At 41.8% G+C, this 14,262-nt stretch carries 15 protein-coding genes; 10 read left to right on the top strand and 5 right to left on the bottom strand.

What is annotated here, in order from left to right:
• Window positions 1–54: 54 nt before the first annotated feature.
• From ACRHOZ_RS03930 to crcB, 3 genes are all read right to left on the bottom strand, one after another.
• Window positions 55–1,311, bottom strand: coding sequence for an ammonium transporter (locus ACRHOZ_RS03930; RefSeq protein WP_431122602.1), 1,257 nt, complete (start codon window positions 1,309–1,311; stop codon window positions 55–57).
• Window positions 1,312–1,343: 32 nt separating this feature from the next.
• A complete protein-coding gene (locus tag ACRHOZ_RS03925) occupies window positions 1,344–1,682 on the bottom strand; it encodes a P-II family nitrogen regulator (protein ID WP_431122599.1) in 339 nt (112 codons plus the stop codon).
• A 269-nt stretch (window positions 1,683–1,951) separates the two neighbouring features.
• A complete protein-coding gene (gene crcB / locus ACRHOZ_RS03920; RefSeq protein ID WP_431122596.1) occupies window positions 1,952–2,326 on the bottom strand; it encodes a fluoride efflux transporter CrcB in 375 nt (124 codons plus the stop codon).
• Window positions 2,327–2,864: 538 nt separating this feature from the next.
• On the opposite strand from crcB, the gene ACRHOZ_RS03915 reads away from it, so the two are divergent.
• A complete protein-coding gene (locus ACRHOZ_RS03915; RefSeq protein WP_420400421.1) occupies window positions 2,865–3,251 on the top strand; it encodes a hypothetical protein in 387 nt (128 codons plus the stop codon).
• Between the two features lie 31 nt (window positions 3,252–3,282).
• Here ACRHOZ_RS03915 and ACRHOZ_RS03910 read toward each other — a convergent pair whose 3' ends face one another.
• Window positions 3,283–4,341, bottom strand: coding sequence for a branched-chain amino acid aminotransferase (locus tag ACRHOZ_RS03910; RefSeq protein ID WP_431123328.1), 1,059 nt, complete (start codon window positions 4,339–4,341; stop codon window positions 3,283–3,285).
• 202 nt (window positions 4,342–4,543) lie between these two features.
• Here ACRHOZ_RS03910 and mnmD point away from each other — a divergent pair, with 202 nt between their 5' ends.
• The 9 genes from mnmD (at window position 4,544) to ACRHOZ_RS03865 (ending at window position 13,528) form a co-directional block, all read left to right on the top strand.
• A complete protein-coding gene (mnmD, locus tag ACRHOZ_RS03905; RefSeq protein WP_431122594.1) occupies window positions 4,544–5,209 on the top strand; it encodes a tRNA (5-methylaminomethyl-2-thiouridine)(34)-methyltransferase MnmD in 666 nt (221 codons plus the stop codon).
• A 110-nt stretch (window positions 5,210–5,319) separates the two neighbouring features.
• Entirely contained in the window at window positions 5,320–6,258 is a 939-nt protein-coding gene (locus ACRHOZ_RS03900; protein ID WP_431122592.1) for a TIGR01777 family oxidoreductase, read from the top strand.
• 150 nt (window positions 6,259–6,408) lie between these two features.
• The gene (locus ACRHOZ_RS03895; protein ID WP_431122589.1) at window positions 6,409–6,972 is read left to right on the top strand and encodes a nucleotide exchange factor GrpE; all 564 of its coding nucleotides are present in this window, start codon (window positions 6,409–6,411) and stop codon (window positions 6,970–6,972) included.
• Between the two features lie 6 nt (window positions 6,973–6,978).
• Complete coding sequence (gene dnaJ / locus ACRHOZ_RS03890) at window positions 6,979–8,094, top strand: molecular chaperone DnaJ (RefSeq protein WP_431122587.1); 1,116 nt, start codon at window positions 6,979–6,981, stop codon at window positions 8,092–8,094.
• A gap of 189 nt (window positions 8,095–8,283) precedes the next feature.
• Complete coding sequence (locus tag ACRHOZ_RS03885; protein WP_431122584.1) at window positions 8,284–9,222, top strand: ABC transporter ATP-binding protein; 939 nt, start codon at window positions 8,284–8,286, stop codon at window positions 9,220–9,222.
• Window positions 9,212–10,555, top strand: a complete 1,344-nt coding sequence (locus tag ACRHOZ_RS03880) for an ABC transporter permease (RefSeq protein WP_431122582.1) — start codon at window positions 9,212–9,214, stop codon at window positions 10,553–10,555. The genes ACRHOZ_RS03885 and ACRHOZ_RS03880 overlap by 11 nt, the downstream gene beginning before the upstream one ends.
• Before the next feature lie 6 nt (window positions 10,556–10,561).
• Window positions 10,562–11,458, top strand: a complete 897-nt coding sequence (locus tag ACRHOZ_RS03875; RefSeq protein WP_431122579.1) for a mechanosensitive ion channel family protein — start codon at window positions 10,562–10,564, stop codon at window positions 11,456–11,458.
• Between the two features lie 74 nt (window positions 11,459–11,532).
• Window positions 11,533–12,354, top strand: a complete 822-nt coding sequence (locus tag ACRHOZ_RS03870; protein WP_420400411.1) for a DUF6268 family outer membrane beta-barrel protein — start codon at window positions 11,533–11,535, stop codon at window positions 12,352–12,354.
• A gap of 10 nt (window positions 12,355–12,364) precedes the next feature.
• On the top strand, window positions 12,365–13,528 hold the full coding sequence (locus ACRHOZ_RS03865) for a sigma-54-dependent transcriptional regulator (protein WP_431122576.1): 1,164 nt from the start codon (window positions 12,365–12,367) through the stop codon (window positions 13,526–13,528).
• Window positions 13,529–13,530: 2 nt separating this feature from the next.
• On the opposite strand, the gene ACRHOZ_RS03860 is transcribed toward ACRHOZ_RS03865, so the two are convergent.
• Entirely contained in the window at window positions 13,531–14,244 is a 714-nt protein-coding gene (locus ACRHOZ_RS03860) for a hypothetical protein (protein ID WP_431122574.1), read from the bottom strand.
• Between the last annotated feature and the right edge of the window lie 18 nt (window positions 14,245–14,262).

Here is a 14,262-nt window from a genome sequence, read left to right as displayed (position 1 = left end):
AAAGGTTATTTAACGGAGCGTTCTGCCAAACGCTCCGTTTCCTTTTATGCTATTTTAATGTTGGTTCATTCTAAAGTCGGCATAAGCGTCCATCCCATGCTCGTGAATATCCAATCCTTGTAGCTCTTCTTTTTCGTCCACTCGGATGCCAGATACCTTTTTGATGGTAAATAGAATGATAAATGCAGTTAGGGAGCAGAATGTTGCTGCAGCTCCTACACCGGCCAATTGTACCAAGAACTGGTCAAATCCGGCAAGATCGCCAAAGATTCCTACGGCAAGCGTACCCCACATACCACAGATCAAGTGAACCGCAACGGCACCTACTGGGTCGTCCAATTTAAGCTTGTCAATCAATGCAACTCCTGCTACAATGACCACACCTGCTATAAGTCCGATGATTACCGCTTCGTTGGGGGACATTTGGTCCGCGCCTGCTGTAATTCCAACCAATCCACCCAAGATTCCGTTCAAGAACATGGTAAGATCGTAATTTTTATAAGCGAACAAGGAAGTTAGGAAAGCGGATACCCCACCTGCTGCTGCTGCCAATGATGTGGTAACAAGCACTAGGGATGTCAACTCTGGATCTGCAGATAGAACGGAACCTCCGTTAAATCCGAACCAACCCAACCAAAGAATCAAAACACCTGCTGCCGCTAGCGGAAGGTTGTGTCCTGGAATGGCCTTTGGCTTTCCATCTTCTCCAAATTTTCCGATTCTCGCACCCAAAAGGTAAATGGCGATCAATGCACCCCATCCTCCTACGGAGTGTACCAAGGTAGAACCTGCAAAATCGTAGAAACCTTCGGCTTCACCAAAAGCAAGGGAAGAAAGGAAACCACCACCCCATTGCCAAGATCCAACGATTGGGTAAACCAATCCAACGTAGATAATGGTGAAAAGCATAAAGCTTTTGAGCTTCACTCTTTCAGCAACGGCTCCAGAAACAATGGTTGCTGCAGTAGCCGCAAACATTCCTTGGAAGAGAAAATCGGTCCACCATGTATAGCCGCCATCGGCATATTCGGGGGTCATTCCATTTTCTGGGGCTGCAATTCCAAATCCAGCAAACTTAAGGAAGCCTGCGTCGCCATCCTCAAATCCTGGGTACATCAAGTTAAAACCACCTATATAATATAATAGGAGTCCAACACATATAATAAATACATTCTTAAATAGAATGTTCACGGTATTCTTCTGACGAGTAAGTCCAATCTCCAAGAAAGAGAATCCAAGGTGCATAAAGAACACCAAGGCGGTACAAATCATCATCCATACGTTATTCGCTGTAAATAATCCTGCGTCCATAATCTTTAAATATTGTAGTTAAGGTTTGTTGATTAGTTAATACCGGCACTGCCGCTTTCCTTTGTTCTGATTCTGTAAGCCTCAATCACATCGGTTACGAAGATTTTACCATCCCCGACATTTCCTGTTGATGCTGATTCAAGAAGGGTGTTTACGGTACGCTCCAGAAAACTATCCGATACCACAATAACCAAGTACCTCCTCTGAATGTCCGAAGTACTGTAAGAGATACCACGATACACGTGGCCTTGTTTCTCATTTCCAACCCCTGTTACATCCCAGTAACTAAAGAAGTTGACCTCAATCCCATGAAGTGCTTTTTTCACCTCGTCGAATTTGGATTTTCTAATAATTGCCTCGACTTTTTTCATAATTAAGTAGTTAATTGATGAGCCAAATATATGTTAAAACATGACTAACCCCTCAAAATGATGGGGTACAACATCAATTTTTGTAATTATTAAAAAAATACCCCTATAAAATTAGGGGTACTCAATTTTAAAGTAAGTTTTATTCAACTATTGATGACTTTTTCTTAATACCAAGCCCAAAAACTTTGATATTTTATACGGAATAGGGGTTTTTCCGATAGAATTGTTCGGAAACCAACAAAAGTGATAGAAATTTTAAAAGAATATAACTAATCCAAAAACTTGGATAGCCAGAGGCCCAAGGCAACGGCCAATATCCCCACAATTATGCTACTGAGGGTGTACAATGAAAAATGAAAAAGCTCGCTGTTTTTTATTAGGGTGTGCTTTTCAAATGCAAACGCGGAGAATGTGGTGAATCCACCACAAAAGCCTGTGGCCAGGAAAAGGGTGTTATTGGAAGTGAGCAAATTATTCTTTGCAGAAAACCCCAGGATAATACCAATAAGTAGACAGCCAACAATATTGACCAAGAAAGTCCCTAAGAAAAAATTGTGAAATACAATATTAAGCGGCTTGGAAATCAAATAGCGCAATGCACTACCTAAACCACCGCCCAAAAAAACAAGAAGAACCTGTTTCATACCTTAAAGGTACAAACTAAACAGCTTTCTTTAAATCGGTCTCGGACTGTTCGCGGGGGAGGATTTTTCTGATCGAAGTTTCCGAAATCTTTTGAATTGGTTTTCTAAACCTTTCGCCAGCTCCATTTACGCTAAAAATCAAAAGAATTGCGTTTACTGCTAGCAAAATGAATAGGAGGCTGAAAAATGTTACCATTTGTCTTTACTAATCAGGTACAATGCAAAAGTACGTCTTTTCCTATACGAGCGATGCTTTAGTCTGATTAAAGTTGTAAACAATGACATTTTTGTTGTGAAAACAAAAAAGCTGTTAATTTTTAAGAAAGTACTTAATCAAAAACAGGATAATTATGAAGATTACAAAAGTGGCCAGCACCCATTTAACCCCCTTATAGTTTTTTTGATGCCAAGACTTATCCTTTTTATATGTGAAGGCGATTACGAATACAAAAGCAATGAAAAAAAGTACGGCAAAAATTAATTGTCCGGTGCTTAACATATTGTTTATTTTTATGCAAAGCTAAATCAAAAGAAAGTAATGCAAAGCAAAATTAAAGCGGTGGAACTGTTCCATAATTCCTTCGGACTTGGAGTACAGCAGCAACCACAGGCCAATCTTGGTGCAGAAAAAAACAAACTGCGCTTCAACCTAATGGATGAGGAAAACAAAGAGTATTTGGAAGCAGCCAATGACGGAGATTTGGTGGAGGTGGCTGATGCCTTGGGAGATATGCTCTATATTTTATGCGGAACCATTTTGGAACATGGCATGCAGCACAAGATAGAGGAAGTCTTCAATGAAATCCAACGTAGCAATATGAGCAAACTGGGCGAGGACGGCAATCCTATTTACAGGGAAGACGGAAAAGTGCTGAAAGGGCCCAACTACTTTAAACCAGATATTGAAGGAATATTGAACAATTAAAAAAAGCGCCTTAAGGCGCTTTTTTTTTTAATTAATCTACTGGATATCTCCAGTCAAATTTGTCCTCAATCCGATTGTATTGGAGATCGGTGATATATTGTTTTAATTGGGAAGCATAACTTTGCTCCAATTCCGGTAGTTCATAATCGGTTCCTTGATAACCGAACGCAGCAATGGGCGATACTACTGCAGCAGTACCTGCACCAAACATTTCCTTAAGACTTCCGTTTTTGGCAGCTTCCACTACTTCAGAAACGGTAATTTTTCGAACCTCCGTTGCTATACCTTGGTCCTCTGCAATTTGCAAGATGCTTTTACGGGTAATACCATCCAGGATACGGTCACTGGTAGGGCCAGTGATCAAGGTGTCGTTAATACGGACAAAAATGTTCATGGCGCCTGCTTCCTCAATATACTCATGGGTGTTGTCATCTGTCCATATCACCTGCTGGTATCCTTTTTTAATAGCTAGTTGGGTTGGATAGAACTGTCCGGCATAATTACCACCTGCCTTGGCATATCCGACTCCGCCGTTGGCTGCGCGGGAGTATTTTTCCTCTATCAATACTTTTACCTTTCCCGAGAAATAAGCGCCGGAAGGAGCACAGGCAATGATAAATTTGTATTCATCAGCTGGAGAGGCGTGGAATCCGTTTCCGGATGCTAGGATAAACGGTCTGATATATAGGGAGCTTCCGGGATTTTGCGGAATCCAATCTTTTTCAACCTGTAAAAGAGTGGTCAAGCCATCCATAAAATGGGATTCCGGCAATTCAGGAATAGCCAATCTTTTGGCCGACTTATTGAACCGCTTAAAGTTCTCCAAGGGTCTAAACAACCAGGCTTTGCCATTTTCATCCTTATAGGCTTTCATTCCCTCAAAAATGGACTGACCGTAATGGAAAATCTTGGCAGAGGGATCCAGGCTAATGGGCTGATAAGGAATTACCTTGGGCGTTTGCCATGCTCCATCCACGTAATCGCAGACTAGCATATGGTCCGTATAGACGCTTCCGAAGGAAAGGTTGTCAAAATCAACATCATGGATTTTTGAAGTTTTGGACTTCTCTACCGTTACATTTTTAGTCATTGTTTCCATTTCAAATAATTTGAACCTATAAAATTAGACAATAAACCCTTGTATTGCTTACTTTTCAATTAAATTTACACAGTTTGTTCCCGAAATCTCAAGATTTTTAAAATCACCTATGTATTTAACATTTTTGATGCAACCTATGCAATGAAATCCAAGATTAATTCATTGATTTTCAGTAGCAATTCCATCCTGAATATTGAAGCGGAAGATTATAACAACGGCTGACGGCTCCAAAACCATCCATCTAGAGGATTGGAACGAGCAATATCACTCCAAACACGGAGCCGTCCAAGAGGCCTATCATGTTTTTATAGAACATGGTTTAAGGCATGTAGGCTTGCAGGATATAAGTATCTTGGAGATTGGGTTTGGTACGGGATTGAATGCCTTGATAACACTCTTGGAAGCGGAACAAAACGGAATTCAAATCAATTATGTGGGAGTGGAGGCCTATCCTGTTTCAATGGAGGAAGTTGGGGCTTTGGACTATTGCTCCCAATTGCAGGTTGATGGACATCAGGGTGTTTTTGAAAAGATGCATCGTTCGCCCTGGGAAGAGGAGGTTGCTATAGCTAAGAATTTTTGTTTGCTAAAACAGCAAAAGAATTTTATGCAAATTGAAAACAGCAATTTGTTTAACCTTATCTATTTTGACGCTTTTGGAGCTAGGGTGCAACCAGAGTTATGGACGGAGGCCATTTTTTCCAAAATGTTTACTGCTCTCAAAGTTGGGGGAGTATTGGTAACATATGCAGCCAAGGGTAGTGTGCGAAGGGCAATGCAGGCTGTAGGCTTTACTGTGGAACGACTTCCAGGACCCCCTGGGAAACGGGAAATGCTCAGGGCCACCAAAATAGTGTAAAGCTCTGAAGTGACCATAACCGCGAATTTCCTTCAACAATTCTGTTAAAGCTAAATTAATGCCTGAATATTCTGGAAATGAAACGACTAATTTTGTATTAAAATGAAGGTATGAAGGTGTTGATTACAGGTGCAACGGGTTTAGTTGGAAAGGAGATTGTTAAGGTTCTACACGAAAAAAACATCACCGTTCATTACCTGACCCGTAGTAAAAGAAAAATTCATTCAGATCCCAATTATAAAGGGTTTTATTGGAACCCCTCAACTGGGGAGATGGATCCCAAAAGCTTGGAAGGGGTCCGTACCATAATCAACCTTGCCGGTGCTACCATAGCCAACAGATGGACCAAATCCTACAAAAGAAAAATAAAGGAGAGCAGGGTTGAAAGCTTAAAGACCCTTAAAAAAGCCTTGGAAAGCAGCAATGCCCATGGAATAGAATCCATTATTTCAGCTTCGGCCATTGGGATTTATCCCAATTCCCTTTCCCAATTCTATGATGAGAGCGAGAAAGAAGTGGATGATAGTTTTTTAGGGAGTGTGGTGGAACAGTGGGAAAATGCGGCATATGAGTTTGAGGATTTAGACTTAAACGTAGCCAAGATTAGAATTGGGGTAGTCCTTTCAGCCAATGGCGGAGCATTACCCAAGATGGCTCGCCCAGTACAGTTGTATTTAGGTGCGGCCTTTGGCTCTGGCGAACAATGGCAATCCTGGATACATATTGAGGATTTGGCGCAGATGTTTGTCTACATTATGGAAAACGGACTTAAGGGAACATTTAATGGAGTGGCTCCCAATCCCGTTACCCAATCCAAAATGACCAAAATTTTGGGCAGGGTACTTAACAAGCCCATTTGGCTGCCCAATATTCCAAAGTTTGCCATGCAGGGGCTCCTGGGGGAAATGTCTTATCTGTTGTTTGCCAGTCAGCGGGTGAGTAGCAAAAGAATTGAAAAGAAAGGCTTTGTTTTCCAGTATCCCAATCTGGAACCCGCTCTAATGAACCTTTATGGTAAGGAGCAAAAAGAGTCTTACACGGTTCAGTAGAAGCGTCATTTAAATTGGCTTTGCCAATGTTGCTAAATAATTTGATATCCGCCTTTGGCGGATTTTTTAGTGTTTTCTTGTGACATTTTGACATTTTTGGACAAATGGCAGTACTTTTGCCACTTCAAAAAAGAAAAAAACAAACCATATATGAGCAAGAAAAGTAAGGTTGAGGAAACGGAAGGGGAATTGAACGAATCCCAAATTGCGGAAAATCCTGAACTGAACGATGAAACCAATGGGTCGACTCTTGAAGAGGAGCTGTCCGTAGAGGATCAATTGCGTGAGGAATTGACCAAGGAAAAGGACAAGTTTTTAAGGTTGTTTGCAGAGTTTGAAAACTTCAAGAAGCGTACTTCCAAGGAGCGTATGGATCTTTTTAAGACCGCTGGCCAGGAGGTCATAGTCTCCTTGTTGCCCATTTTGGATGATTTTGACCGGGCCTTGAAAGAACTTTCCAAATCTGAGGATAAGGAGATGTTTAAAGGCGTGGAGCTCATCAACAATAAATTTAGGGAAACCCTAAAAGCTAAAGGATTGGAGCAGATTGAAGTAGGTGAAGGAGATGTGTTTGATGCCGAAGTGCACGATGCCATCACCCAGATTCCTGCTCCCAATAAAAAATTGAAAGGAAAAATAATCGATGTGGTTGAAAAGGGTTTCAAACTTGGAGAACGCATCATCAGACACCCCAAAGTGGTTGTAGGTAACTAATAAGGTATGAAGGAGGACTTTTACGACATATTAGGTGTTTCCAAGGGAGCTTCTGCGGCGGAAATCAAGAAGGCGTATAGAAAAAAGGCCATTGAATTCCATCCAGATAAGAACCCAGGGGATACAAAGGCCGAGGAGATGTTCAAAAAAGCGGCCGAAGCCTATGAGGTGCTGAGCGATCCTGATAAAAAAGCGAAGTACGACCAATTTGGACATGCCGCTTTTGAAGGTGGTGCCGGATTTGGCGGAGGTGGAATGAATATGGATGATATCTTCAGTCAGTTTGGGGATATCTTTGGAAGCGCTTTCGGTGGTGGATTCAGCGGATTTGGAGGATTTGGTGGCGGACAGCGCAGAACAAAAGGCAGCAATCTTCGCATTCGTGTAAAACTGACCTTGGAAGAGGTGGCCAATGGCGTTGAGAAAAAAGTCAAAGTACGACGAAAGGTCCAAGCTGAAGGGGTAACCTACAAAACCTGTACAACCTGTAATGGAAGTGGACAGGTGACCAAGATTGCCAATACCATTTTGGGCCGAATGCAAACGGCGACGACCTGTACTACCTGTGGTGGATCTGGACAAACTATTGATAACCGTCCAAGTGGAGCCGATGCACAAGGCTTGGAAGTAGCCGAGGAAACTGTTTCCATCAAAATTCCACCGGGTGTTGAAGATGGCATGCAGCTAAAAGTCAGTGGTAAGGGGAACGAGGCTCCCGGCAATGGAATCCCAGGGGATTTATTGGTGGCCATTGAAACAGCGGAACATGATACTTTGAAAAGGGAAGGGGATAACCTACACTACGATTTGTATATCAGTTTTTCAGAAGCGGTGTTGGGAAGTTCCAAAGAAATTGATGCCGTTGGAGGCAAGGTGCGCATTAAATTGGAGCCAGGAATCCAATCGGGAAAAATACTGAGGTTGAGAGGAAAAGGGATTTCCAGTCTTAATGGGTATGGCAGCGGGGATTTGCTCGTTCACGTGAATGTTTGGACGCCCAAAGAGCTTAGCAAAGAGCAAAAAGAGTTCTTTGAACGCATGCAAAGTGATGAAAATTTCACCCCTAAACCAGAGAAATCGGACAAGTCGTTCTTTGAAAAAGTTAAGGATATGTTCTCTTAAAGAACAGAATAAAAGTTTTCTGTTTAAATAAAAAACGTATATTTGGAACTGATGTTGGGAAACCGACATCTAATTTTCTTTTTCATAGCAATTTTTTTCCCATCCTTAGATTTTTTTAAGGGTGGGTTTTGTTTTTAGGGGTAATCCGGTCTTTTTGACCAATTATATATCTTTGAAAAAACCGTATAAATGAACCACATCCTTGTTGCCAAAGACGTCTCCAAGTCTTATGGGGACCACCAAGCGTTGAGCAACATTACACTGGAAATTCCGGAAAATTGTATATATGGTCTGTTGGGCCCAAACGGCGCCGGCAAGACTACTTTTATTCGCATTGTCAATCAGATTACTTATCAAGATACAGGTTCGGTTTTGTTTAAGGGAAAGCCGCTGGCGCACGAACACATTGCCCAAATAGGTTATTTGCCCGAGGAAAGGGGATTATATAAAAGTATGAAGGTGGGAGACCAGGCCCTCTACTTGGCCCAACTAAAGGGATTGTCCCGTACCGAAGCCAAGAAAAGACTTAAATATTGGTTTGATCGTCTGGACATTGGCGATTGGTGGGGCAAGAAAATTCAGGAACTGTCCAAAGGGATGGCCCAAAAAATACAATTTATAGTTACCGTTCTGCATGAGCCCAAACTTTTGATTTTTGATGAACCCTTCAGCGGTTTTGATCCCATAAATGCCAATATTATCAAAGACGAGATTCTTCAACTTAAAGAAAAGGGCACCTCCATCATCTTTTCAACCCACAGGATGGAATCTGTGGAAGAGCTTTGTGAGTACATCGCCTTGATACATAAATCTGAAAAAATACTGGATGGAAAGTTGTCGGATATCAAAAAATCCTATAAGAACAATATTTTTAACATTGGCCTGGAGCTTGAGCGGAATGCCGATGACTTCCTCAAAATGATAACAGATCAATTCCAAGTTTTGGATTCCCACTATGATCCAACGGAAAAACAGTTGGATTTCAGCGTGCAGTTACCATCCAGCAATACCGCTGGGATTTTGGCCCAATTGGCACAACAAGCCAAGGTAAACCGCTTTGAGGAGACCGTACCATCTGCCAATGATATATTTATTCAGACTGTAAACAAGAGGGATAATGGCAAGTAAACTACAGTTGATCATTAAGCGGGAGTACCTGGCCAAGGTAAGGAACAAGTCCTTTATTGTGATGACCATTTTAAGCCCAATTTTAATTGTGGGCATGATCGTGTTGATTGCCTATCTCACAGAAGTAAACGATAGTGAGAAGCGGGTAGTGGCCGTGTTGAATGAAAGTGACTTTCTTCACAGGGAATTTGCTACCACCGAAAACATGTCCTTTGTGCAATTCTATGATATATCCCTGGAAAAGGCCAAGGATTCCACCAACAACATGGGGCTATATGGACTTTTGCATCTTCCCAAAGGGGAAAATTTGGAACAAACTTCCAAGCAGGCTCATCTATACACCAAGGATAACCCCAATACACATATAACACAACAGTTGGAAGGGATTTTCCAGAAAAAACTACGTCAAAACCGTTTGGGGAACCTTGGGGTTTCTGCAGAACAATTTTCAACAATAGAAAAGTCCTTTGAGTTAAATCTGGCCACTTTTGAAGGTGAAAAAAGTGTGAAGGGAATTACCGAGATCAAAGCGTTCATTGGCGGGGGATTTGGATATGCCATCATGATGTTCATCATCATATATGGAACCTTTGTAATGCGAAGCGTGATTGAGGAAAAAACCAGCAGGATCATAGAGGTGATCATATCGTCTGTAAAGCCGTTCCAATTGATGTTGGGTAAGATTATCGGTACTTCCTTGGCTGGAATCACCCAATTTGTGATCTGGCTGATTTCTGCGGGAATACTGCTTTTTATGGTAGTGTTGATTTCGGGAATAGATATGACGGCCTTGATGGCCGAGGTACAAAACACCCCTGGAGCCATGGGTGGAATGTCTCAATTTTCCACTCCATTAAGTAATGACACCATATTATATGCCAGGGAAATTCTGAACATTCCATGGGTACTTTTGATCACTTCATTTCTGTTGTATTTTGTTTTGGGGTATCTCATTTACAGTTCCATTTATGCGGCCATAGGTGCTGCAGTGGACAATGAAACCGATACGCAGCAGTTTGTTTTTCCTGTGATTTTACCACTTATGCTGGCCATTTATGTAGGTTTCTTTTCCGTGTTCAGCAACCCTCATGGCCCTATAGCAGTTGGTTTTTCACTTTTTCCTTTGACCTCTCCCATTGTGATGTTGATGCGACTTCCAGCGGGTATTGGAGAAGGAGGTGTACCTTTGTGGCAACTTTTACTGTCCATAGCACTGTTGATAGGTACTTTTTTGGCCATTGTTTCCTTGGCGGCCAAAATTTATCGGGTAGGGATTTTGATGTACGGCAAAAGGCCCACCTACAAGGAATTGGTAAAATGGTTACGTTATTAAATTGAAATGCAGGAAGAGACCAACGAGATAAAAGAAATTATTAAGGAAGATATCTGGGGATCTATAAAGGAGTTCCTCAATATGGGAATCCATTTGGGAGAGGGGGATAAATCCATTCACCTGACTATTGGACTTTTATTGTTATTGGGAGTAGCTTTTGTGGTCACAAAATTTCTTTTACGATGGATTAGGTACATATTGACACGTAAAATGGAGACCGAGGACAAACAAAAGTTTACCAGTGTCTTCAAATTTACCAACTACTTTATCTATTTGGTGGTGGTATTGATTACCCTCAGCGCTGCGGGAATTGACATCACCTTGCTCATTACCGCTTCCGCTGCCTTATTTGTTGGTTTGGGGCTTGCACTCCAAGAACTGTTTCAAGACATTCTTGGCGGCATATTGATCATAGTGGATAAATCCCTACAAGTAGGTGACATTGTTGAGGTGGACGGGAAGGTGGGTAAGGTCTTCGAAATAAAATTGAGAACCACAAGAGCCATTACAAGGGATGATAAAGTTGTGGTAATTCCCAACCACAAATTCATTAGCGATATTGTCTTTAACTACACCCAGAACCATAGGACCACCATGGAGAAAATAAGTGTTGGGGTGGCTTATGGTAGTAATGTGGAGTTGGTGACCCAAATTTTGGAGCAGGTGGCCGCAGAACAGAAAATGGTACTTAAGAATCCCAAACCCTTTGTGCTGTTTGATGACTTTGGGGACTCGGCACTGCAGTTCTCCCTCAACTTTTTCACCAATGATAGTTTTGCCGGCCCCAGGATAAAAAGTGCAATTCGGTATAACATCAATACCAAATTCAAGGAAAACAACGTTACTATTCCGTTCCCGCAACGAGATGTACATATTGTACCGCAGCAAAAACCTCAAGAATAATAAAAAGTACAACATATCGAAAGTACACCTGGACACTGATTTTTGGTCTGGGATTGTTATTGCCCAACCTTGTTTTGGGCCAGAGTTCTGATGTCCTTCGGATAGAATACCTCAATATTCCTGAAAATGATACGGGAATCAAGACCCAGCGCTATAAATTCCTGTTCAATGTGCCCATCAAGATCAACCCCAAAAAGGACTATTTGATCACGGGTTTGGAATACAATAAATTGGACATTGGCTATTCGCAGGATTTTGGATTTGATAAGAGTGACTTAAACCGATTCCATGTGATTGACCTTAATCTGGGTTACATCACCAAATGGAATGAGAACTGGAACTTGGTGACCATACTTACCCCACGGATTGCTTCCAATTTAACTGATGGTACCTTGACGGATGACTTTTTTATGAATGCCACGGCCACCTTTTGGAAGGAAAATTCCAAGGCCGCCAAGCCTTATAGAATTGTGTTGGGACTTTCGTACAATAGTACCACTGGATTGCCCATACCCTTGCCCTTGGTAAGCTACTACCGAAAATTTCATCCTAAATGGTCTTTTACCCTGGGAATCCCCAAATCTGGGTTTAAACATTATTTGGGAAAAAAGCACACTTTGGAAACGGCATTGTTTTTGGATGGCTATTTTATAAATATCCAGGACAATATTGTTTTGCCTGATAATCAGATTGCATCCAAAATATCGCTTACCTCTTTGGTGTTTGCGTTGGGCTACGAATTTCGATTGACCAAGCATATGCGATTTTACACCTTGGCAGGTCGCTCCATAGAACAGGAAGGCAAACTAAGGAACGATGATAGGGGTGATGTTTTTTTGTTGAATGATGAAGCAAATTTTTATATTCGGACTGGTTTCAAGATAGGAATCTTTTAAATAGAAGTGTATGTCTAAAATATTGGTAATAGAAGATGAAGCTGCCATCCGAAGGGTGTTGGTAAAGATATTGAGTGAAGAAAGTGATTCCTATGTGGTTCACGAAGCCGAGGATGGACTAAAAGGCATGGAGGCCATCAAAAAAGAAGATTTTGATTTGGCCCTTTGCGATATCAAAATGCCAAAAATGGATGGCGTGGAAGTATTGGAGGCAGCACGAAAAATAAAACCGGAAATCCCGTTTATCATGATCTCCGGCCATGGCGATTTGGACACTGCGGTAAACACTATGCGTATGGGTGCGTTTGACTACATTTCCAAACCCCCAGATTTAAATCGCCTACTTACAACGGTTAGAAATGCACTGGATCGCAAGGAACTGGTGGTTGAAAACAAAATTTTAAAGAAAAAAGTCTCCAAGAATTATGAAATGATTGGGGAAAGCAAGGAATTAGGGGTTATCAAGGACATGATTGAAAAAGTGGCCCCTACAGATGCCAGGGTACTTATTACCGGGCCCAACGGTACAGGGAAAGAACTGGTGGCCCATTGGTTGCATCAGAAAAGTCCAAGATCTTCATCGCCATTTATAGAAGTGAATTGTGCTGCTATTCCATCAGAATTGATAGAAAGCGAACTTTTTGGGCATGTTAAAGGTGCTTTTACCTCTGCGGTCAAGGATCGGGCCGGAAAATTTGAGGCAGCGAATAAGGGAACCATTTTTCTTGATGAAATTGGCGATATGAGTCTTTCCGCCCAGGCCAAAGTGCTCAGGGCACTTCAGGAAAACAAGATTTCCCGTGTGGGTACAGATAAGGATATCAAGGTAGATGTGCGCGTATTGGCAGCGACCAACAAAGACCTTAAAAAGGAAATTGCAGACGGGAAATTTCGTGAAGACTTGTACCATAGACTGGCGGTGATTCTGATCAAGGTACCCGCTTTGAACGATAGAAGGGATGACATCCCGATTTTGGTGGAACATTTTGCCTCAAAAATAGCCTCGGAACAAGGTACTGCAGCCAAAGACTTTTCTAAAAAGGCCATGGAGCTGTTAAAGAGTTATGACTGGACTGGAAATGTGAGGGAATTGCGCAATGTGGTGGAGCGCTTGATTATCCTTGGAGGCAAGGAAATCTCAGAAGAGGACGTTAAACTTTTTGCTAGTAAATAATCTTATTGTTCCGAACATTCCCCTAAACGCTGAAGTGCGCCCATGGTAATGGTCTGTACCCGATGGTGGTATTGTTTTTTGTGTTCGGAAAGCTCTGTGTTAAGCAAGGTTTCACTGGCTTCCTCATGAATTTTGGATATAAACTGATACGCTTCATTGCATTCAACCCCGGTAACTACCTTATCCAATGAGGATTCAAAACCCAATAAGCAGTTGTGCACCTGTTTTTTTATGGGATTTGCATCGCTCAAAACTACACCGCCTTGCTGTTTTAGGGCCTCCGTGGTATTCAAAAGCAAAACGTCATTGCCATAGGTGCTAACAGATTCTTCCTCAAAGATTTTTAGGACCTTACCGCTAATTTCCATGTTCTCCAGAGCGGTGTGCAATAATTCTTTAGAAGCAGAAAAGGAAGAGGCCTTGGTAGCATCTTTTAGGTAGAAAAGGGCTGCTTCCAGGCTTTCAATGGCACCATCGCATCCACATTCAACAAAATTGGAGCGTGTTTTTTCAATACTGTTAAGCGCTTTGTAAGCCAAGTACTTGGATTGCTCAAAATTGTCCGCAACAATGGCGGCCTGCGTTTTGTCCTTAATGTAATCCAAATTTGAGTTGGCGTATTCGCATGCGTTATGCGAGATAAAGGAAGACAATATCAAAAGGCTGATAACGCCTAAGATAAAGACTATAAGTAGGATAATCTTTCTTGTTTTCATAACGCTCGATTTGGGACG

The sequence above is a fragment of the Flagellimonas flava genome, from assembly GCF_050617915.1.
Lineage (GTDB): Bacteria > Bacteroidota > Bacteroidia > Flavobacteriales > Flavobacteriaceae > Flagellimonas > Flagellimonas flava_A.
This window is presented reverse-complemented; position numbering and strand designations above follow the sequence as displayed.